General features: G+C 64.8%; 21 protein-coding genes and 1 tRNA gene. 15 read left to right on the top strand and 7 right to left on the bottom strand.

Annotated features, from left to right (window positions below; translation table 11 throughout):
• Positions 1 to 66 precede the first annotated feature (66 nt).
• Entirely contained in the window at positions 67 to 855 is a 789-nt protein-coding gene (locus tag ACLQ6X_RS12700) for a DUF4184 family protein (RefSeq protein WP_411700516.1), read from the top strand.
• Here the strand turns inward: ACLQ6X_RS12700 and lexA are convergent.
• Positions 852 to 1550, bottom strand: a complete 699-nt coding sequence (lexA, locus tag ACLQ6X_RS12695; protein WP_411700515.1) for a transcriptional repressor LexA — start codon at positions 1548 to 1550, stop codon at positions 852 to 854. The genes ACLQ6X_RS12700 and lexA overlap by 4 nt on opposite strands.
• A gap of 260 nt (positions 1551 to 1810) precedes the next feature.
• Here lexA and ACLQ6X_RS12690 point away from each other — a divergent pair, with 260 nt between their 5' ends.
• The 6 genes from ACLQ6X_RS12690 (at position 1811) to ACLQ6X_RS12665 (ending at position 6236) form a co-directional block, all read left to right on the top strand.
• Positions 1811 to 2182, top strand: coding sequence for a LysM peptidoglycan-binding domain-containing protein (locus tag ACLQ6X_RS12690; RefSeq protein WP_411700514.1), 372 nt, complete (start codon positions 1811 to 1813; stop codon positions 2180 to 2182).
• 60 nt (positions 2183 to 2242) lie between these two features.
• The gene (locus tag ACLQ6X_RS12685; RefSeq protein ID WP_411700513.1) at positions 2243 to 3343 is read left to right on the top strand and encodes a histidinol-phosphate transaminase; all 1101 of its coding nucleotides are present in this window, start codon (positions 2243 to 2245) and stop codon (positions 3341 to 3343) included.
• Positions 3344 to 3372: 29 nt separating this feature from the next.
• Positions 3373 to 3981: an imidazoleglycerol-phosphate dehydratase HisB gene (hisB, locus tag ACLQ6X_RS12680; RefSeq protein ID WP_411700512.1), complete on the top strand. Its 609-nt coding sequence runs from the start codon at positions 3373 to 3375 to the stop codon at positions 3979 to 3981.
• On the top strand, positions 3978 to 4616 hold the full coding sequence (gene hisH, locus ACLQ6X_RS12675; RefSeq protein WP_411700511.1) for an imidazole glycerol phosphate synthase subunit HisH: 639 nt from the start codon (positions 3978 to 3980) through the stop codon (positions 4614 to 4616). Before hisB ends, hisH begins: the two co-directional genes overlap by 4 nt.
• Before the next feature lie 70 nt (positions 4617 to 4686).
• Positions 4687 to 5436, top strand: a complete 750-nt coding sequence (priA, locus tag ACLQ6X_RS12670) for a bifunctional 1-(5-phosphoribosyl)-5-((5-phosphoribosylamino)methylideneamino)imidazole-4-carboxamide isomerase/phosphoribosylanthranilate isomerase PriA (RefSeq protein WP_411700510.1) — start codon at positions 4687 to 4689, stop codon at positions 5434 to 5436.
• Positions 5437 to 5438: 2 nt separating this feature from the next.
• Entirely contained in the window at positions 5439 to 6236 is a 798-nt protein-coding gene (locus ACLQ6X_RS12665; RefSeq protein WP_411700509.1) for an SseB family protein, read from the top strand.
• Positions 6237 to 6249: 13 nt separating this feature from the next.
• Here the strand turns inward: ACLQ6X_RS12665 and ACLQ6X_RS12660 are convergent, their stop codons facing one another.
• Positions 6250 to 6525 carry a hypothetical protein gene (locus tag ACLQ6X_RS12660; RefSeq protein WP_411700508.1) on the bottom strand — a complete coding sequence of 92 codons (276 nt, stop codon included), beginning with the start codon at positions 6523 to 6525 and terminating at the stop codon, positions 6250 to 6252.
• 78 nt (positions 6526 to 6603) lie between these two features.
• Here ACLQ6X_RS12660 and ACLQ6X_RS12655 point away from each other — a divergent pair, with 78 nt between their 5' ends.
• The 8 genes from ACLQ6X_RS12655 (at position 6604) to ACLQ6X_RS12620 (ending at position 13506) form a co-directional block, all read left to right on the top strand.
• Positions 6604 to 7536, top strand: coding sequence for an alpha/beta hydrolase family esterase (locus tag ACLQ6X_RS12655; protein WP_411700507.1), 933 nt, complete (start codon positions 6604 to 6606; stop codon positions 7534 to 7536).
• Entirely contained in the window at positions 7533 to 8018 is a 486-nt protein-coding gene (locus tag ACLQ6X_RS12650) for an NUDIX domain-containing protein (RefSeq protein ID WP_411700506.1), read from the top strand. The genes ACLQ6X_RS12655 and ACLQ6X_RS12650 overlap by 4 nt, the downstream gene beginning before the upstream one ends.
• A 33-nt stretch (positions 8019 to 8051) precedes the next feature.
• Positions 8052 to 8125: transfer RNA gene (locus ACLQ6X_RS12645), tRNA-Pro, on the top strand.
• A gap of 181 nt (positions 8126 to 8306) precedes the next feature.
• Entirely contained in the window at positions 8307 to 8558 is a 252-nt protein-coding gene (locus tag ACLQ6X_RS12640; protein ID WP_411700505.1) for a helix-turn-helix transcriptional regulator, read from the top strand.
• Between the two features lie 4 nt (positions 8559 to 8562).
• Complete coding sequence (locus ACLQ6X_RS12635) at positions 8563 to 9750, top strand: tyrosine-type recombinase/integrase (RefSeq protein WP_411700504.1); 1188 nt, start codon at positions 8563 to 8565, stop codon at positions 9748 to 9750.
• Positions 9751 to 10394: 644 nt separating this feature from the next.
• A complete protein-coding gene (locus ACLQ6X_RS12630) occupies positions 10395 to 11570 on the top strand; it encodes a TRAFAC clade GTPase domain-containing protein (protein WP_411700503.1) in 1176 nt (391 codons plus the stop codon).
• Complete coding sequence (locus tag ACLQ6X_RS12625) at positions 11567 to 11911, top strand: hypothetical protein (RefSeq protein ID WP_411700502.1); 345 nt, start codon at positions 11567 to 11569, stop codon at positions 11909 to 11911. The genes ACLQ6X_RS12630 and ACLQ6X_RS12625 overlap by 4 nt, the downstream gene beginning before the upstream one ends.
• Before the next feature lie 113 nt (positions 11912 to 12024).
• Positions 12025 to 13506 carry a hypothetical protein gene (locus tag ACLQ6X_RS12620; RefSeq protein ID WP_411700501.1) on the top strand — a complete coding sequence of 494 codons (1482 nt, stop codon included), beginning with the start codon at positions 12025 to 12027 and terminating at the stop codon, positions 13504 to 13506.
• A gap of 362 nt (positions 13507 to 13868) precedes the next feature.
• On the opposite strand, the gene ACLQ6X_RS12615 is transcribed toward ACLQ6X_RS12620, so the two are convergent.
• From ACLQ6X_RS12615 to ACLQ6X_RS12595, 5 genes are all read right to left on the bottom strand, one after another.
• The gene (locus ACLQ6X_RS12615; RefSeq protein ID WP_411700500.1) at positions 13869 to 14456 is read right to left on the bottom strand and encodes a hypothetical protein; all 588 of its coding nucleotides are present in this window, start codon (positions 14454 to 14456) and stop codon (positions 13869 to 13871) included.
• 8 nt (positions 14457 to 14464) lie between these two features.
• A complete protein-coding gene (locus ACLQ6X_RS12610; protein WP_411700499.1) occupies positions 14465 to 14923 on the bottom strand; it encodes a single-stranded DNA-binding protein in 459 nt (152 codons plus the stop codon).
• A 74-nt stretch (positions 14924 to 14997) separates the two neighbouring features.
• Positions 14998 to 16809 carry a type IV secretory system conjugative DNA transfer family protein gene (locus ACLQ6X_RS12605; protein WP_411700498.1) on the bottom strand — a complete coding sequence of 604 codons (1812 nt, stop codon included), beginning with the start codon at positions 16807 to 16809 and terminating at the stop codon, positions 14998 to 15000.
• Between the two features lie 16 nt (positions 16810 to 16825).
• Complete coding sequence (gene dprA, locus ACLQ6X_RS12600) at positions 16826 to 17821, bottom strand: DNA-processing protein DprA (protein WP_411700497.1); 996 nt, start codon at positions 17819 to 17821, stop codon at positions 16826 to 16828.
• 50 nt (positions 17822 to 17871) lie between these two features.
• Positions 17872 to 19359 (bottom strand): ATP-binding protein, encoded by a 1488-nt coding sequence (locus ACLQ6X_RS12595; protein WP_411700496.1) that lies wholly within the window; start codon positions 19357 to 19359, stop codon positions 17872 to 17874.
• Between the last annotated feature and the right edge of the window lie 245 nt (positions 19360 to 19604).

Raw genomic sequence — 19604 nt, 5'->3', positions numbered from 1 at the left:
CATCCGCCCCTCTCGCGCGTACACGGCAACCCTTCCGGTGTCCCCGTGTTTCGGTCACAATGACTCGTGCCATTCACCCCGAGCCATGTCGCGGCCGTGCTGCCGTTCGCTCGCACACCGTTGCTGCCCGCGGCACTCGTGATCGGAAGCATGGCGCCCGACCTGTTCTACTTCGTGCCGATCGACGTCGAGCGCGGATTCTCGCACTCGCTGCTGGGGGCCGTCACGCTCGACCTCGGCGCCGGGCTGATCGTCTTCGCGCTCTGGCAGCTGGTGTTCCGCCGGCCCGCGGCCGACTTCGCACCGCACTGGCTGCGGACGCGGCTGCCGACCGGGCTGCCGACCGGGGGCGCCCGCCGGTCTGGCCGCGCCCGCCTGTCGGTGCCATATGGCGCCCTCGCGGCGGCATCCGTTCTCGTCGGCATCGCCACCCACTTGGCGTGGGACACGCTCACCCACGCGGGCTGGCTCACCGCGGCCGCCTCGTGGACCGCGCAGCCGCTCGGCCCGCTACCGGTCGTGAAGTGGCTGCAGCACGGCAGTTCGGTGCTCGGCGCGGTGATCGTGGTCGTCTGGTTCGCGCTCTGGGTGCGGCGCACCGTGCCGGGCGAACCGCAGCCCGGTCGGCTCGGACGCACCGGGCGGGCGGTGGGCTGGCTCGCTGTGCTGACGCCGGCGCTCGGTCTCGGGCTGGTCTACTGGCTGCTTGGCATCGGCGGGGGCGTATCGCCGGTCGACCCGGACCTCGTGTTCCGCACGGTGCGACTCTGCATCGGCGGCGCGGGGCTGGCCGCAATCGTCGTGTGCCTCGGCTGGTGGGCGCTGCGTCCGCGGGTGCGGGCGGGCTCTAGTTAGACAGAGCGCAGTACCGCGACGACCTTGCCCAGCACCTCGGCGAAGTCGCCGAGGATGGGGGCGAACTGGCTGTTGCGGGGGAGCAGCCAGGTGTGGCCGTCGCGCTGCTGGAACACCTTGACGGTGGCCTCGTCGTCGAGCATCGCCGCGACGATATCGCCGTTCTCCGCGGTCTTCTGCTGGCGTACGACGATCCAGTCGCCGTCGCAGATGGCGGCGTCGATCATCGAGTCGCCGACGACCTTGAGCATAAACAGCTCGCCCTTTCCCACGAGCTGGCGGGGGAGCGGGAAGACCTCGTCGATCTGCTGCTCGGCGGTGATGGGGATACCGGCGGCGATACGTCCGACCAACGGCACCATTGCGGCGTCGCCGACCGAGGGGGCGTAACCCGAGCTCTCCGGTGCATCCGACTCTTGCGTCGGCATCTCGATGAGCACCTCGAGGGCGCGGGGGCGCTTGGGGTCGCGGCGCAGGTAGCCGCTGAGTTCGAGCTGGTTGAGCTGGTGGGTGACGCTCGAGAGCGAGGAGAGGCCGACGGCGTCGCCGATCTCGCGCATGCTCGGCGGATAGCCCTGGCTCGCGACCGAGCGCTGGATCACGTCGAGGATGGCGAGTTGCTTGTCGCTCAGGCTCTTGCGCCGTCTCGTCGTCGACCGCTCGGGAGCCGCGTTGCCGCTGGTCTCGTCGCTCATGTGCACTCCAATGTCGGTGGCTGCTGATTACCTGTTCTCAGACATTCGAAACAGTATCCGCATTACGTCGTCAAAACAAACACCTATTCGAGTGTGTCGCAGAAACATTCGTCTACATATTCGAAGAATTGCTTGCGGCGGGCACTATTCGAATGTATGTTCGGAACAAAGCTTCGTATCCGGCCCTCCCGGCCGAGGGTCGGATACGGAGCTTTCACAAGCACTCGAATCAGCAGGCGAGCAACGAGAAGGAGCAGCACATGAGCACAGCAGTCGTCACCACCATCACCGAACGTCCGGTCGTTCGTGTTCCCTCGGCTCAGCCCCGCCTGCGTATAACCAAGCGCGGCCGCGCCGTACTCACTACGCTCGCCGCGATCCCCGTGGTCGCCGGCGTCATGCTGGTCGCCCTCAACGGCGGCGGCGCCACTGCCACGAACTCGAGCGGCGCCGACCTCGAAGAGGTCACCGTGCAGGCCGGGCAGTCGCTCTGGAGCCTCGCCGAAGACATCGCCCCCGGTGTCGACCCGCGCGACGTGATCAACGACATCCTGTCGGTCAACCAGCTCGAGACCGGCAGCGTGCAGGCCGGGCAGCGTCTGATGCTGCCCGCCGAGTACAGCGCCGAGTAAACAGCGCCGAGTAAACAGCGCCGCGCGGTAACAAGCCGCGCGCGGCCATACGATTGTCCAGTGGTAAACCTCTCCGATCTCCCCATCCGTGACGACCTGCGCGGGCTCGAGCCCTACGGTGCTCCGCAGAAGCCCGTGCGCATCGCCCTGAACGTGAACGAGAACTCGCACCCGATCCCCGAGGCCGTCGCCCAGGACATCGTCGAGTCGCTCGCCGCCGCGATCCTCACGGTCAACCGCTACCCCGACCGCGAGTTCACCGAGCTGCGGGAGTCGCTCGCCCGCTACCTCAACCCCGGACTCCCGGCCGAGAAGGCGCTCACGGTCGACAATCTCTGGGCGGCGAACGGCTCGAACGAGGTGCTGCAGCAGATCCTGCAGGCGTTCGGCGGACCGGGACGCAGCGTGCTGGCCTTCCCTCCCACCTACTCGATGCACAAGATCCTCGCCTCGGGCACCGGCACGCGCTGGATCGCGGGCGAACGCGACCCGGGCTACGAGATCTTGCCGCAGACCGTCACCCGCTGGATCGAGCAGACCACCCCCGACCTCGTCTTCCTCTGCGCGCCGAACAACCCCACGGGCACCGGCGTTTCGCTGGATACGATCGAAGCAGCCTACGACGCGACCGACGGCATCGTCGTGGTCGACGAGGCCTACGCCGAATTCGCGGGCGACGACGAACCCAGCGCGATCACCCTGCTCGACGGTCGTCCGCGGCTGCTCGTCTCGCGCACCATGAGCAAGGCCTTCGCTTTCGCGGGTGCGCGGGTCGGCTACCTCGCCGCCGATCCCGCGGTCACCGACGCGCTTCGGCTCGTGCGCCTGCCGTACCACCTCTCCGCGCTCACCCAGGCGGCCGCCGTCGCCGCACTGCGGCACACCCCCGAGATGCTCGCCATGGTCGACGACATCCGCGGCCAGCGCGACCGCCTGCTCGCCGAGCTGCCGAAACTCGGCTACAGCGTGCTGCCCAGCTCGGCGAACTTCGTTCTCGTGGGCGGCTTCGACGACCCGAACGCCACCTTCGAGGCGCTGCTCGCCCGTGACATCCTCGTTCGCGACATCGGCATCCCCGGCCACCTGCGCATCACGGCGGGAACCACCGCGGAGACCACAGCCCTGCTCGACGCGCTCGCCTCGCTGCAGCCAGCGACCTGACCAACCCGCCCCTCGATAGAATTGACGGTATGAGCACCGAACCCCGCGTCGCCAGCATCAAACGCGCCACGAGCGAGTCCAGCATCGAACTGTCGATCAACCTCGACGGCACGGGCGTCTCCGACATCGAGACGTCGGTGCCGTTCTACGACCACATGCTCACCGCGTTCTCGAAGCACTCCCTGATCGACCTCACCGTGCGGGCGACCGGCGACACCCACATCGACGTGCACCACACCGTCGAAGACATCGGCATCGCCCTCGGCCAGGCGCTCAAGCAGGCGCTCGGCGACAAGTCGGGCATTTCGCGGTACGGCGACGCCCTCGTGCCGCTCGACGAGGCGCTCGTGCAGGCCGTCGTCGACATCTCCGGCCGTCCCTACCTCGTGCACACCGGCGAGCCCGCCGGCTTCGAGATGCACCTCATCGGCGGCCACTTCACCGGTTCGATGGTGCGCCACGTCTTCGAGGCCATCACCTTCAACGCGGGACTCACCGTGCACATCACCGTGCTCGGCGGCCGTGACCCGCACCACATCGCCGAGGCCGAGTTCAAGGCGTTCGCGCGCGCCATGCGCAAGGCCGTCGAGCCCGACGCCCGCGTCAGCGGCATCCCGTCGACGAAGGGCGCGCTGTGACGCTCGTCTCTCCCTCCGTCGTTGTGCTCGACTACGGGTCGGGCAACGTGCACTCCGCCGCGAAGGCGCTCGAGCTGGCCGGCGCCCGGGTCGAGCTCACCTCCGACCGTGATCGCGCGATGAACGCCGACGGCCTCTTCGTACCCGGTGTCGGCGCGTTCTCCGCGGTCGCCGAGGCGCTCGCGAAGGTCGGCGGCGGCGCCCTCATCGAGAAGCGGCTCATCGCAGACCGTCCCGTCATGGGCATCTGCGTGGGCATGCAGGTCATGTTCGAGCACGGCGTAGAGCGCGGCAACCAGGCGCCCGGCCTCGGCGAATGGCCGGGCAGCGTCACCGAACTCGAGGCGCCGGTGCTGCCGCACATGGGCTGGAACACCGTGGAAGCCCCCGATGACTCCCGGTTGTTCGCCGGTATCCACGACGAGCGCTTCTACTTCGTGCACTCGTATGCGGTGCAGCAGTGGAAGCTCGATCCGCAGCCGCCGTTCACCCCGCCGATGGTGACCTGGGCGCAGCACGGCGCCCGCTTCATCGCCGCGGTCGAGAACGGTCCGCTCACGGCAACCCAGTTCCACCCCGAGAAATCGGGGGAGCCGGGCATCCGTCTCTTGAAGAATTGGCTCAATACTCTGTAGCGCGAGCCAACCGGTACTATCGAGTGTTTGCGCGCCCGAGTTCGCAATCTCTCCAGAAGAAAGCACGGCAATGAGCGAGTTCACCAGGACCCCCGGTCTCACCCTCCTTCCCGCAGTCGACGTCGCCGGCGGCAAGGCAGTTCGCCTCACCCAGGGCGAGGCGGGGTCGGAGACGTCGTACGGCAACCCGATGGACGCCGCCGACGAGTGGATCAGCCAGGGCGCCGAGTGGATCCACCTCGTCGACCTCGACGCGGCGTTCGGCCGTGGCAACAACCGCCACGTGATCGAGAAGGTCATCAAGAACGCGCCGCGCAGCGTGAACATCGAGCTCTCCGGAGGCATCCGTGACGACGCGAGCCTCGAGGCGGCCCTGCAGACCGGCGCCAAGCGCATCAACCTCGGCACCGCAGCTCTGGAGAACCCCGAGTGGGCCGCCCACGTCATCGCCGAATTCGGCGAGGCGGTCGCGGTCGGCCTCGACGTGCGCGGCACCACCCTCGCCGCCCGCGGCTGGACGCAGGAGGGCGGCGACCTCTGGACCGTGCTCGAGCGCCTCGAAGACGCGGGCTGCAGCCGCTATGTCGTCACCGACGTGACCAAAGACGGCACCCTCCAGGGTCCGAACCTCGACCTGCTCGTGCAGGTCATGGAGCGCACCCACAAGCCCGTCATCGCGTCCGGCGGCATCTCCAGCCTCGACGACATCGCCGAGCTGCGCGCGCTCGTTCCCCGCGGCCTCGAAGGCGCCATCCTCGGCAAGTCGCTCTACGCGAAGAACTTCACGCTCGCGGAGGCGCTCGACGTCGCGAACGACTGACCATGGCTGATCGCGAAATCCCGGGGCACCACGGCCAGCACGGTCACGGGGGCGCGGACTCCGCCGGAACGCCGTGGGAGGGCCGCCATTTCGAGCCCAATACGAGCGCGGATGACGACGGCTCGGCCCCGGAGCGGCTGATCGAGGCGTTGCGCCGGTTCGCGAGTGGCGAACTGGGGGAGGCGGAGGTCGTCGACGCCCTGCGTGAGTCGCGCCTGCTGATCCCTCTCGTCGCTCACGTCGGCGAGGCGGGGCTCAACGAGCACGGCGTCGTGATCGACAAGACGCAGGAGCTGTCGATCATCACGGTCGCCGGACCCGACGGCCGCAACGTACTGCCGGTGTTCACCTCGGTGAACGCGATGAGCCACTGGAACCCGAAGGCCCGCCCCGTGCCGGCCGCCGCGACCCGGGTCGCGCTGGCGGCGGCGAGCGAGCAGACCGAGTTGGTCGTGCTCGACCCCACGTCGTCGACCGAGTTCGTGATCCGTCGCCCCGCCCTGTGGGCGATCGCGCAGGCGCAGCCGTGGACGCCCAGCTTCCGAGACGAGCAGGTGCTCGACGCGTTTGCGGATGCCGCGGCTGGCGAGCCGGCGGTGCGCAGCGTCGCCCTGGCGGCAGGTGATCCCGCGAGCCGGCTGGCCGGACCGGAACTGCTGGTGCAGCTCGCCCTCGTCGACGGTCTCAGCAAGCACGAACTCGATGCCGTGGTCTCGCGGATGCAGCAGAAATGGGTGGCGAGTGAGATCATCGCGACCCGCGTCGACTCGATGCGCGTGCAACTCGTGAGCGCGAGCTAGCAGGGCCCGCGGGTCACGGCTTCTCGCGCGGCGCCTTCGGGCTCGGCTTGAGCGCCGCTCCGAACAGCCGTCGCAAGGCGCCGCCCTTCGTCGTCGGGCTGTTGCGGATCGGAAACTGCGACGCGAACTCGGCGGGCGTGCCGAACTCTTCCTCGATCGGCTTACCGGTCTTCTTAGCGTAGGCGCGCAGCTCGGTGATCGAGCTCGCGATCTCGGGTTCGGTCTGGCCCCGCATCCGCAGGTGAAGCACGAGCTCGCGCTCGTACTTGGCGGCGTCGTTGTCTGTCATGCTCCGATTCTCCCGCACCGCGAGCGTGCCGCGGGCCGACCGCGCGCCGCCCACTCCGACGCGATTTAGACTGATGCGATGAGATTCGGGGGAGCGGCACGCATTGCCGCCCTCGCGCTCACGGCGGTATTGCTCGCGGGGTGTGCGCCCTCCCTCGCCGAGGGGCAGACGAAGGTCGACGTTGGCGATCCCGCGGACACACACGCGCTCACCGTCGACGGTGTCGAACGAAGCTACGTCGCGCACGTTCCCGAGGGAGCCGCGGCGGGGCTCCCGGAGACCCTTCCCGTGCTCGTCGTGCTGCACGGCGCGGGCGGCAACGGCGCGAAGGCGGAGGCGGCCACCGGACTGTCCGGCCTCGCGAGGGCAGGCAACTTCATCGTGGTCTACCCGAACGGCACGCAGGCGGCCGACATCGAGGGACAGCTGGCGTGGAACGCCGACGGATGCTGCGCGGCCCCGCGCCGCACCCAGGTCGACGATGTCGGCTTCATTGCGGCGATGCTCGACGACGTGGAGGAGAGATTCCCGGTCGACGCGAGCCGCATCTACTTCGCCGGATTCTCGAACGGCGGCATGATGTCGTACCGGCTCAGCTGCGAACTCGGCGACCGCGTCGCGGGTATCGCCGTCGTCTCCGGCGCATTCAACGTGGCCGACTGCGACCGCAGCGAGACGACCGACGTGCTCATCATCCACGGAACGGGCGACCTCACCGTGCCCTACCGCGGAGGGCCGACGAACGAATTCACGGCGGCGCGCTTCGGCCAGTGGAACAACGCATCGGTCGCCGACGCGACGCGCGAGTGGATCGGGCGCAACGACTGCAGCAGGTTCCCGCAGACCGTGATCGAGGGAACCATCACCCGGGCGACCTACGATGAGTGTGATGACGAATCGAAACTCGAGGTGATCACGATCGCCGGCGGTACCCACGTGTGGCCACTCGCGCCCGAAAAAGGTTTCGACGCATCCGAAACCATCGTCGAGTTCTTCGGACTCGGCTCGTGAGCGACCTGCCACCCCCGCTCCCGCCGTTCGGCGTGCGCGACAGCGGCGACGCCTGGGTCTACGGGCCGGATGGCGCGAAGTACTGGGGCCGGTTCGGCGCGGCCGGCCTGTTGGTCTGGCACCCGGCCGCGGGAGTGCTGCTGCAGCACCGCGTCGGCTGGAGCCACCACGGCGGAACGTGGGGTCTGCCCGGCGGTGCGCTCAAGGAGGGCGAGACCCCGGTGGAGGGCGCGTTGCGCGAGGCGCTCGAGGAGGCCGGTGTTCCGGCGGGGCTGCTGACCGTGCTGTTCACGTCGGTGCTCGAGCTGGGCTTCTGGCGCTACACGACCGTCGTGACTGAGACATCGAGCGAGTTCGAGCCGGTGATCGGCGACGCGGAAAGCGTTGCTCTGGCCTGGGTTTCGGTCGACGAGGTAAAAGATCTGCAACTTCATCCCGGCTTTGCGGCCGCATGGCCCGAACTGCGTTCCCGGCTGCGCTAAGCTATTCCAGTTGCCTTTCGAGGCAACATGTCACGGGCTGTAGCGCAGCTTGGTAGCGCACCTGACTGGGGGTCAGGGGGTCGCAGGTTCAAATCCTGTCAGCCCGACAAAAATGTCTCGGAAACTCACGGGTTTCCGAGACTTTTTGGTTAAGAGATTTGACTACCCCATCAAAAACCCACCGTTTATTCCTCTCCGGAGCCGGTGAGACGCACCTTTTCTCCGGGGCGAGCACGTCGCCTGCGGTCGTCTCGGGTCCTCCGGGATCGCCGTGCGCACCTTGCGAGTATGAAAATCCGCGACGAATACCCGCCCTCCGCAGGCTCCGACTCATCTGGCACCGACTCCTGGGGCCTGGAACCGCTGATGGACGTCGCCGAGCTGGCGTCCTACCTCGGCCTGCCCGTCTCCACCGTCTACGATTGGCGGGTGCACGGCAAGGGCCCGGCCGCGTACCGGTTCGGCAAGCACCTGAAGTTCGCCGTCTCCGACGTGCGGGCCTGGATGGCCGAGCAGCGCGAAGCCTCCGACCGGCGGTGATCTGATGTCGCGGCCACGGCTGACCATCGGCACGGTCGGCGACATCACCATCCGGAAGGTGGCGTCCGGCCGTTTCGAGGCGCGCACCCGGTACCGCGACTGGGACGGCAGGACACGCCAGGTGCAGAGCAGCGGCGCCACCGCCGCAGCGGCCGAACGCGCGCTGAAGGCGCGGCTCGTCGAGCGTTCCGAGCTGCAGCCGGCCGACACGACGCTGACGCCGGACAGCCTGTTCGCCGACCTCGTGGCCTACTGGCTCGCGGACATCGATATGGAGGGCCGCATCTCCCGCACCACCCGCAACCTCTACGAACGCAACATGCGCACTTTGGTCTCCCCGGTGTTCGACAGCCTGACCCTGCGCGAGATCGGTGTCGCCCGCTGCGACCGGTTCATCAAGGAGTTGGGGAAGCGGTCGTACAACCGCGCCAAGCAGGCCCGGGTGGTGCTGCGGCTGGCGCTCGAGCTGGCGGTGCGGCACGAGATCCTCCACCGCAACCCGATGGACCACGTCTCCCGTCTCCGCCGGGAACCGCACATCCCCGACGCGCTCACCGCCCCGGAGGTGAACGTGATCCGTGCCGCGATCGCCCGCTGGGAAAGCGGCGCGGACCACGTCTCCGGCCCGCTGCCCGACGGCCAGCTCGGCGCGATCGTCGAGGTGATGCTGGGCACCTCGGCCCGGATCGGGGAGGTGCTCGCCATCCGCCGCCGGGACGTCGACATCACCAGCGCCGTGCCGTCCATCCGCCTCGCCGGGACGATCGTCACCCGCAACGGCGAGCGGACCTTCCGGCAGGACCACCCCAAGACCGCCACGTCCCGGCGAATCGTGGCGCTTCCCACGTTCACGTCTGACGCCGTGCGGCGGCGTCTCGCCAACGCAGGCCGCCTGGAGTTGGACGCGCTGCTGTTCCAGTCGCGCGACGGCACGCCGTTGACCACCGCAAACGTGCGCCGCCAGCTACGGCGGGTGCTCGGGGGAGCGGGAATAGCCGGAGTGACCCCGCACATGTTCCGCCGCACGGTGGCGACAGCGGTCAACGACAACGCCGGTGTGGAGCTCGCGGCAGAGCTGCTCGGGCACACGGATACGAGGGTCACGGTGATGCACTACATCCAGCGCAGGGAGCTGGTGAACCCCGAGACCGCGGCGTTGCTCGACCGGGCATTCAAAAGGGATGAGAATTGATCGCGGTGCTGCCACGGTGGCCGGACCGTCCTGCCGCTTTCCAGCGACCCCCACCCTCACGGGAGCTGTGGGTGCGCCGAGCACTTGACTCGATCCTTCTCGCAAATGAACTTGGCCTGCAGACCGCGGTCGACGTGCTGGGGCACACCTCAACGTCGACGACGAGAGACCTCTAGGCGGAGCCGGATCGCAGTGTGACAGCCGAGCCGGCTCAAGTGCTGCAGCAGCTGGCACCGCCTATGCATGGAACCGGAAGGGAAAAGCTTGTCAGCGGCCCCTACTAGGGTCCCAAACATGGGCATACCGACTGGAAACGAACTCGAATCGATCTACACACTTGGCGTGGTCGTGGAATTGACGAACGCAGCCGGGGGCGATGCCGTGAGTCACACTGCGGTTCTCAATTCTTCGGGTGCTGGGGCGCATGCTTGGCAGTTACGAGAACACCACTCGCGGCTCGCGGCCTAGCTCTTTGTATCCGCGTTCGTTGAATGTGATTCGTGTGTTTATCAAGGTGCCCCCTTCGGAATGATTCGCGGACGAATGGAATGACGGTAGCCCTAGCCACCGACAAGCATCGCTCCCGTGAAAAATAGCAATATGGCCAGCCCAACGTGGTGAATGGCATCGCGTAGATTGCTCACATGGCCAAGACCAGAAAAAAAGAACAGCACGTCGCAGTTTTCGGGGAGAGCGGCAGCGGTAAGACTGTACTTGTCTCGTCCTTTTACGGAGCAGCCCGCGAGCAGCAGCACGGAAAAGACAAACTGTTCAGCATCGTGGCCGACAAGACGTCGCAAGGTCGCTTTTTGCACCAGACGTATCTAGGCATGAGAGGTTCCGCTCAGCTCCCGATCGCTACAAGCCACGACTCGGAGTCGTACTCATTCTCAATAAACGTGAAGGACGCGTCGAACAGGAAGAGTGAGAAAAATCGCCCTTTCGACGCTCTGAGGCTCGTGTGGCATGACTACCCGGGAGAGTGGTTTGAAGAGGACGCGAGCGGCACCGAAGCAACCAGGCGTGTCGAAACCTTCCGGAATCTGCTTAAGTCCGACGTTGCCTTCATCCTTGTTGATGGCCAGCGGCTGCTAGATAATTCCGGCGACGAAGAACGCTATCTGAAAGCGCTCTTGACAAACTTCGCGAACGGGCTCCTTCTCATCAAGGACGACCTCCTGGAAGACGGCAGGCCATTCGTTCAGTTCCCTCGGATCTGGATATTCGCACTGTCGAAGGCTGACCTACTGCCGGACGTGAATGTCTTTGACTTCAGAGACCTCTTAGTATCAAAGGCCAGCAACGAGATCGACCAGCTCGAAGAAGTTCTGGCTGGGTTCGTTCAAGAACGTCAAGCGCTCTCTGTTGGAGAAGACTTCGTTCTCCTCTCATCGGCAAAGTTTGAGGCAGGCAGAATCGAGGTGGCCCAGCGAATTGGGTTGAACTTGATTCTGCCGATAGCGGCAATGCTTCCCTTTGAGCGGCATGTGCGCTGGGCTAAAGCAATGAACGGTCGCGGCAAGGTTTACAAGCACCTGGTCGACGGCGCTGGCGCGATGGCCGGTGCCCTGGGCGGCATAGGGGCTCTCGCCAACAAGCTCAACAACGGCAATAACAAGCTCGTCAAGTCGTTGGGTCTCGTTCTCACTCATTTTGGAGGCGCAATCGAGGAGGCAGCGAAACTCTTTGGAGATCGGCTGCTGGACGCAAACGGGGACGCGGTTGCGAAAGAGGAACACCTTCGAGCGACACTGACCGGATTTCAGATGGACTTGGCCAGCGGTGAAGACGACCAGATTTTCATCAGGAGTGACAGGTGACGTTCATATGGTCCACGCGCGGCCGAACGTGGGGTTTTAGGTTTCTCCGCGACGGTGGGATTGTTGACCCTTTCGTTGACTACAAGCGGGCATTCGCCGGCGTCGAACACGAACGCGAAGTCTGCCGCCGAACGCATGACGCCGTCGCCCTACGGTTTCCGAGCCCAAATGGGGAAAAAGACTCGGCAGGACGAGTCATTCCTCAGGAGTTTGTGCTCTTCGGCGACCTGGCCGCGCAGATCACCACCGTTCAGGACGGGATTGACAACGTCTGGCCGTTGGTGGAACAAGAGTTCGAACTCACGTGGGATCTGCAAGAAGCGCCGTCAGTCGATAGTTGAATCGCGGCAAGCTGGATCGCAAGACGCCATCGTTCAGCTCGCGCGAGCGCCTCCTCAATTTCGAGTTCAGCGCGCAACGATAGCTCCAAAACGGACTGCAGTTTTTCGGACTTGTGACGACCCGTCTGGTCTTCCATCGCTGCGAGCTTTCCGATCACGAGATCGGTCGACAATGGAACATCCCTTCTCGATGGCTGTTCTGCGATGAGTTTTTTGAGAGGATACAGCGTGCCTTCCCTTCAAGTACGCCGAGTCGAATCATGCGCCCAATAACTCGGGCGCGTTTCAACGTCGTCGCCGGCTATGCGCGACATCCGAATGTAGCGAGGATTGCACGAGAGATCGGTTGGTTCGAGATCGACTCACACAAAGTGATCGGTGTGCTGATCGTGGACTCCGACGGCGAGTTCTCCGGGATAGTTCTCACGGCGGACCTTGACGAGCGCTATCGCTGGGTGAATCAGACGCGTTTTTGCGAGACGCGAGCGGAGGCAGAGGGCCAGCTTGAGCAGTACCTCGCGGCCGCGGCCAGGGATTTTGATCGGATTCGAGTTCAGGGTGACGAGTCCGGTGCGATGGACTTCTTCACGCCAATCGGCGTCGAATCAAGGCTCCACCCAACATTTTCGGTGCTCGCCGGCCAAACGGCATACATTGCCGCTCGCCGAATTGTTGACCTAATGATGCGGTGGTATCGCGACCAAGACGGGAATTTTGTTGAGCAGTTCCAGACTTCAGGATTTGACGCCCGGATCTGGGAGCTCTACCTGTTCGCGACTTTGGTGGAGGCAGGCTATGTGATCGAGCAGCCCAGTCCCGCTCCCGATTTCAAGGCCATCGGACTCAAGGGCAGCTTCTGCGTCGAAGCGACCACGATCAATCCGTCTCAGGATGGCTCGGCTACACCACGCCCGACGCCGAACGATACGTCGGAGGTCGTGGATGCGTACCTACAGCACTACCTGCCCATTCGCTTCGCAGGCCCTCTGACTTCGAAGCTGCGAAAGCGCTACTGGGAACATCCGGACGCAGCCGGACTTCCCCTCCTGTTCGCCATCCAAGACTTTCACGACGACCTTTCGATGACATACAGCGGCACCGCTCTATCCGTGTACCTCTACGGCAAGGTGGTGGATGCGGTATCTAGCTCCGGCGGCGCGAGCACGTCGGTCCGTTCTATTAGCCATCACCTATGGGGAACGAAAAAGATTGACTCTGGATTCTTCTTCCAACCAGATGCTGAAAACATATCGGCCGTGCTATTCAACCCAGCGGGGACTTTGACAAAGTTCAACCGGATCGGAGTTTCCACAGGATTTGGCGCAAGCGCGGTAACGCTAGTTCATCAGGGCATCCGATATGCCGGCGATCCTCCGGAGCTCCAACCTTTCTCAAATGAGGTGAGCGAAGAGCATCACGAACAGTGGATTGCCGGCATGAACGTGTTCCACAACCCTCGCGCGATATTCCCCTTGAAGCCCGAGATGCTGCCCGGCGCAGCCCATCATCACTTCGTAGACGGAAGGTTCGAGTCTTTGATTCCTGCCGGTCACCTTGAGTCGAGCAGAACTCTAAACGTGGTGGCGCGGATTTAACGTTGCATTTCAGCGGCAAATTGAAGAACGCGGTGACTACAATCGTCGCATTCGTGTCGAGCTCACCACGCTCAAGTCGACGTTCCAGATCGTCTCGCGAGCGCCGTCACCGACCACCGCCCGCTCTGTTTCTTCGACGTCGTGTGCCAGCACTGGCAGTGTGAGCACCAGTGGATGCTGGCGAGTTGCGGGTATCCGCGCCGACGCAGAATTGCGAGCGCTCTGAGCGCCTCGCTCGGGTTGGCGTAAGGCTTTTTTGTACAATTAGGCATAGCAGTGCATCCCTTCCAATTGGGGTTGGGCCTGCACTGCAGTGGCCAGATCTCGCGGTCCTTCGTTGGACCGCCGTCACGAAGAAAGTATCAGACGTGCTCTGTCGTTGCGCGCTCGGTTTCCTCGCGCTTGTAGAAGTCACTCTCGGCTTGGCGTCGCCTGTCAACGTCGCCAGTGACGAAATCCACGAAGTCCTTGTCGCGGTCGCTGACCACCACGTCTTCGATCGTTTCGGCGCTGGGCTCGCCGGGCCAGGATGTCTGGCGGGTCGGCCGGTCGCGATCCAGTCGTGTCCCTGAGGTCGCGACCCAGTCGTGGAGACGCTGGCGAGCGTCGGCGAAGTCGCGGTGCCAGCCGAAGGGTGCTGAACCGTGCTGGTCAGGGTCGTAGGCGCACAGCCAGTGCAAGTGCAAGGCAGACAGCTCCCACACGAGTTCGAGGTGGCGATGCCAGAACGGGGGCACGACAGATGCCGGGAGCCCATAGGTTCGTCGTAGCCAGTTCACCCATCGGTTGAGTTCGATCCACTCGGCTTCAGCTTCCTCGGCAGAAAGTAGATTCCAGTTGATGGGATGCGGCGGCTCTGCGATTAGCGGTCCGCCGAGCTCGTCGAATGCGTCATCGTCAAAAGGCGCCTCAGCGTCTCCTAATTCCCAGTTGAAGAGCTGCTCGACCATGGTCGAGCTCAGATAGCCAGCGAGGCGGTGGAAGTGCGAGTCGGCCGCGAGTCATTCAGGACCGCTGCGCCGGCCACCGGTGCATCGCGCTCCGCGGCAGCTGGTGTGCGCCGCGCGCGGTCGACCTCGTAGTTAGTGCGGGCAAGGTCATGGCCGATCTTCTTCGCGACAAACTCTTCGCGTTCTATGACTTCGCCGTCACGTTCGACCTGGAAGGTGCGGACGTATCCCTCGGCGACGAAGCTGTCTCCTCTGGAGAACCGATCGAGTGCCCGGTCCGCGGTGGCTCGATAGGCGACCAGATCGTGGAAGCTCGGGTCCAGCTCTGTGAAGCCGCCGTCCTCCTCGCGCCGGAAGTGGGGCTGCCCCACACGAACGTAGAAGCGGGTGTCACCGTTTTCGGTAACGGAATGCTGGGGCTCCGATGCGATGAAGCCGGAAAGTGATTGCTGGGTGTGAAGTGCCATGGGACTCGACCTCCTGTGATCGGCAGATCGGATTGATCCGCATTCGCTATGAGGTGCGCCAGGCCGGACACCCGTCACTCCTCCTGGTCGACCGGTCCCTCAGCGGAGTCAAATCGCGCTGGGGTTCGCAAGAGCGATTCGATTTCGGCGCGGTTTGCCCGAAGTTCGTCCGCGTTGGCCCGTTCGGTCCACATTCGAAGCTTCGCGATGACCGGCGGCGCGGCGCGCAGCAGGATCAGGCCGGTTCCGAACGGCAGGGTGCGGATTCTGTCTGGAGGCATAATCGCGACCCGGCGCACGGAGCGCTGCGACGACCGGGAGCCGCGGTCGCCGACCGTCGTCGAGTCCGTCGCATCGTCGCGCTCGCCGATGAGCGTCGACAGGTCCTGAAGATCTCGAGAGTTGGATGCCCCGCCGAGCACAATTTTGACGATCGACGAGTCCCAGATAGACGACGCGGCGTTGTCGCTCCACTTGGTGCGTGCCTGCGCGAGCGACTGCAGCACGGACATGGTGGTGATGCCGGTACCCCCGCCCTCTGCCATCAGGGTGGGGAGGGACGGGAGGGGCGCAAGGTTTCCAATTTCGTCGAGTGCGAGCAACATGGGAGGGTCAAGGCGGGCGCCTGCGCTGCGAGCGGCAATGCGGCGAGCAGTCTCGACAAGATCCTCGACAAGGGCTGAGACGAGTGCGGCGGAGTTATTGGAACCTGCCCCCGTCGCCAGCAAGTAAAGTGTGCCGTTGCTGCGTATGAACTCCTCTGGATCGAAGCTCTCGCCTTTATTCGGCGAGACCGCATCGAGTACCCGTGGGTCGGCGAGAGCACCCAGGGAGAGGGAGACACCCTGCCAGATCGAGTCGCGCGTGCGTGGGTCGGACTCGAGCATGGCTTGGAGCGAGTCGCCCCAGCCGGTGGCTGCAGTGGGGGAGCTGAGCAGGATAGAGACGGCGTCGTGAGCGGCGGCTGGATTCAGTGTCCAACGGAACAGTTCGCCTGGGGACCGGCGGTCGAGCGCCGCGGCGTGCAGTAGCGCCTGCAGCGCTGTGCGGGTCTTGGCTTCCCAGAAATTTCCGCCGTCCACTCCACCGGAAGCGAGCCCGGTTCCCGCAGCCAGTCCTGTCGCGCGGATCATTGCTGTTAGCGGGTCTTCGCAGCCGCGGATGGGGGACCAGCGCAAGCCAGCGGGCACTCCTGCAGCAAGCTGCTGGGGATCGAACACGGCGACAGGGCCGATCCGCTGACGAGCGCGAAGAGTTGCCGTGAGATTGTCAGGTCGGGTGGATGTGGCGACGACTGAACCTGGGGCGTCGAGGATCGCGTTGATGACGATGTGCGCTCCCTTTCCGGATCGCGGTGGCCCGATGACGAGGGTCGAATCCTCGATGCTCGCCCAGATATCGGCGCCGCGAGAATATCCGATTCGGTAGCCGACGTCGGTGGGGACGGCCCTTATTAGAGAGGGACGAAGGTGTACTGCACGTCGCATGAGCGCCTTCGTCGAGGCCGCCCGCAGCACGTCGGATCTCGTAGCGATCCCGTTTATCCGGTAGGGGTCCACTGCAGCGGAGTGGTCGACATTTCGAAATCCCCACCACGCAGCGAATCCAGTGGCTCCAACAAGGCCAACCAAGACGATGGCTGCAATCCAATATGCGATGGCGCTTAAGCCCGGTGAATTCAACGCTGCTGACGGGTTGCCGGGGTTGAAGAGCACGGCAATGCCGGTCTCCAAACCTCCGATCGGTTGGGCAATGCCAGTCGCCCACGCTGCGACCGAACCCGCCCCACGGAGGAGCAGGGCAAGCACCGCGCATGAGAGAAGCATGCCGATGCCGATATTCGCGAACTCGTCGCCTGGCGTGGATTGCGGTCGTTGTGTCGTCATTGCTGGCACTGCTTGCTCAGAGCCGCAGTTCGGTTCCGGGCCGGCTGAACCGTCGCACGGGGGAGTAGGCGAAGGTGCGGTCGCCGGAGAACCCTACGGTCGAATCCAACAAGTCCGTCACATCCTGCGCGTCGATGACGAGGCTCGCGATCCCCTCTTGAACGAGACGATGGCATCCTGCACTCGCCGCGCTTGTGACGGGACCGGGGACAGCGCCGACCGGCCGGCCCAGCGAGTGGGCTTGCCCCGCAATGTCCAGTGATCCAGAGCGGTATCCGGCCTCGACGACAACAGTTGCGCCCGACAGTGCTGCAAGAATTCGATTCCGTTGCAAGAACCGCCACCGAGTTGGTGCCGAGCCGGGTGGCAGCTCGCTGACGAGGAGCCCGCCGCTTTGCTCGATGCGTTCAAACAACTGCTCATTGCCGGCCGGATACACGCGGTCGAGTCCGCTGGCAAGTACCGCGATCGTCGAGCCGGGCTGTGCGACCGCGGCGGCACGGTGCACGGACACATCGATCCCATAGGCGCCACCGGACAAGATCACCCGCCCCTGGGACGCCAAATCCGAAGCGAGCTCCGTCGCGACTTGGCTGCCGTACGCGGTCGCCGCGCGGGCGCCGACGATGGTGACGCGGCCGGGGAGCGGCGTCGACAGGCCGGTCCGGTCGCCCTTCAGCCAAAGTGCTATCGGAGCGCTCGCGCCGATCTGCTGAAGCTCACCTGGCCAGTCGATGTCCTCAGGCGTGAGCAACTGCAAGTTGTGTCGCTCCATATCAGTTTGGATGCGATCGATTTGGCCGGGATTAATGCGCGGGGCAAGTCGACGTCGCCACAGCTCACCCTCGGCCGGGTCGACACCGTTTGGAAGCCGGACTCCCGAAGTGATGAGCTGCAAGGTCTCCGCCGCCCCGATGCGCGCCACAAGAGTCCCAGTGACGATATCGCTCGGCTCGGACAACGCGGCAAGAGTCAGTCGCGCCTCGCGCTCGGTGCTCATAGTTTCGGCCATCGGAATGCCTCCTCGCTCTGATGAAAGGTGCCCATCGTCAGTAACTCGCGTTACTGACTGGCATTCATGCGGGCGGTGGTGTCGAAGACTGCGAGTTCGTCGGGGTGTAGCTGGTGCTGCACCACGAAGCTCCGATCCTTAATCCGCCAGAGACCCTGCCCGGTTCCGAGCATGGGGAGAAGCCTCTGCTCGGTTCCGCTGAGTCCGAGCGCACTCGCCGTCGATCCGAGTTGGTCAGGTTCCTGGCGGTAGACGATCCGGGTTTCTGCATTGGCAAGCAGGGATGACGCGAGTGCTCGCATCGCGGATCCAGAGTCGCCCACATTGTCGAGGTCGGTGAGTTTGTGGAAGACGAGCATGTTTGCGATGCCGAAGTGCCGTGCGAGACGCCACTGTGCGTCCATTCGGCGCAGCAGCGCGGGGTAAGCCATCAGCCGCCACGCTTCGTCGTAGATGACCCATCTTTTGCCGCCAGCGGGATCGGCGAGTGCGGCCTCCATCCACGCAGACGAACACGTCATCAGTACAGATATCAGCGTCGAGTTCTCTGCAACGCGGGAGAGGTCGAGCGACACCATCGGGAGCGAGGGGTCGAAGCGCACGGTCGATGGCCCGTCGAACAGTCCGGCGAGGTCCCCAGCAACGAGCCGGCGCAGCGCATGGCCGACGAGACGGCCGTCTTCGGCGAGTCGTCCCTCGTCGTCCGTCGGATTCGGAGCGAGAATGCGGTCCACGACCATGGGCAGAATGGGTACGTCAGCGCCGCGAACGGCGTCGGCGACGGCGAGGTCGATCGCGGTGTGTTCGAGCGGGCTGAGCGGTCGCCCGAGCACAGTTTCCGCAAGGGCGCCGATCAGTTCGCGGCGGCGCGAGGCCAGCTGCGCCGCCCATTCTTCGTCAGAAGCGGATGCTGCGCGGTGGCCCTCGTCGAGGGGATTAAGCCGATTGCGCATTCCGTGACCGAGAATGATCGCCATCCCACCGACGGCCTCAGCGACGGCGGTGTGCTCGCCCTTTGGATCGCCGGGTACGTAGACGCGGTAGCCGAAGGGGAGCGAGCGAGTGTAGAGCGATTTGGCCAGGGCCGACTTGCCCGAGCCGACGATACCGGCGAGCACGATGTTCGGGGCGGTGATCAGTCCCCGCTGGTAGAGCACCCAAGGGTCGTAGACGAATGAGCCACCCGAGTAGAGGTCTTGCCCAACGAAAACGCCGGCCGACCCCAGCCCCGCCTCAGCGAGAAACGGGTAGTGACCAGACAAAGTGGCCGAGGTGTCCTGATGCTTGGGAATGCGCAACCTCCCTGGCATCCGCAGTTGAGCGCGGCCTGACTCTCCGCCACTGGGAAGGTATGCCCGGGATCGCTCCTCATCTCGTTCAGCGTGCCAGCGCACCCGCGCTGCAACTTGCTTGGCTTTGCGGGCATCCACTTCGATCTTTGTGGCGAACCTCTTGCGCGCACGACGATCACCACGAAGCTCGCCGCGAGGCTGTACCAGCGCAGCAGTGTGCAGCCGCTCGTCTTTTGAGTCGTTCACATCGCCACCGCGTGCTTCCCCTGAGCAGCCGGCCTGTCTCGGACAGGTCCCCAGATGTCGATGACAGGACGGACAATTCGGGAAGGCCGGTTTGACGATGAAGCACACGACGGGACGGGCTCCGTCGGATATCGACGCAAGAGTGAGACATACCGGTGAACCGCGTTGTACGTCAGTGCGTACGGCGAATCAGGTTGAACGAGAGTCCGGTCTGTCAACCCTGCGGGGATGCGGTCGTAGACGTA

This window comes from Conyzicola sp. (genome assembly GCF_046714715.1).
GTDB lineage: Bacteria > Actinomycetota > Actinomycetes > Actinomycetales > Microbacteriaceae > Conyzicola.
This window is presented reverse-complemented; position numbering and strand designations above follow the sequence as displayed.

Coding starts and splice junctions, on each gene's coding strand:
- lexA (WP_411700515.1), bottom strand. CDS start 1,550: ATGAGCGACGAGACCAGCGGCAACGCGGCTCCCGAGCGGTCGACGACG.
- ACLQ6X_RS12690 (WP_411700514.1), top strand. CDS start 1,811: ATGAGCACAGCAGTCGTCACCACCATCACCGAACGTCCGGTCGTTCGT.
- hisB (WP_411700512.1), top strand. CDS start 3,373: ATGAGCACCGAACCCCGCGTCGCCAGCATCAAACGCGCCACGAGCGAG.
- priA (WP_411700510.1), top strand. CDS start 4,687: ATGAGCGAGTTCACCAGGACCCCCGGTCTCACCCTCCTTCCCGCAGTC.
- ACLQ6X_RS12665 (WP_411700509.1), top strand. CDS start 5,439: ATGGCTGATCGCGAAATCCCGGGGCACCACGGCCAGCACGGTCACGGG.
- ACLQ6X_RS12660 (WP_411700508.1), bottom strand. CDS start 6,525: ATGACAGACAACGACGCCGCCAAGTACGAGCGCGAGCTCGTGCTTCAC.
- ACLQ6X_RS12655 (WP_411700507.1), top strand. CDS start 6,604: ATGAGATTCGGGGGAGCGGCACGCATTGCCGCCCTCGCGCTCACGGCG.
- ACLQ6X_RS12640 (WP_411700505.1), top strand. CDS start 8,307: ATGAAAATCCGCGACGAATACCCGCCCTCCGCAGGCTCCGACTCATCT.
- ACLQ6X_RS12635 (WP_411700504.1), top strand. CDS start 8,563: ATGTCGCGGCCACGGCTGACCATCGGCACGGTCGGCGACATCACCATC.
- ACLQ6X_RS12630 (WP_411700503.1), top strand. CDS start 10,395: ATGGCCAAGACCAGAAAAAAAGAACAGCACGTCGCAGTTTTCGGGGAG.
- ACLQ6X_RS12615 (WP_411700500.1), bottom strand. CDS start 14,456: ATGGTCGAGCAGCTCTTCAACTGGGAATTAGGAGACGCTGAGGCGCCT.
- ACLQ6X_RS12610 (WP_411700499.1), bottom strand. CDS start 14,923: ATGGCACTTCACACCCAGCAATCACTTTCCGGCTTCATCGCATCGGAG.
- ACLQ6X_RS12605 (WP_411700498.1), bottom strand. CDS start 16,809: ATGACGACACAACGACCGCAATCCACGCCAGGCGACGAGTTCGCGAAT.
- dprA (WP_411700497.1), bottom strand. CDS start 17,821: ATGGCCGAAACTATGAGCACCGAGCGCGAGGCGCGACTGACTCTTGCC.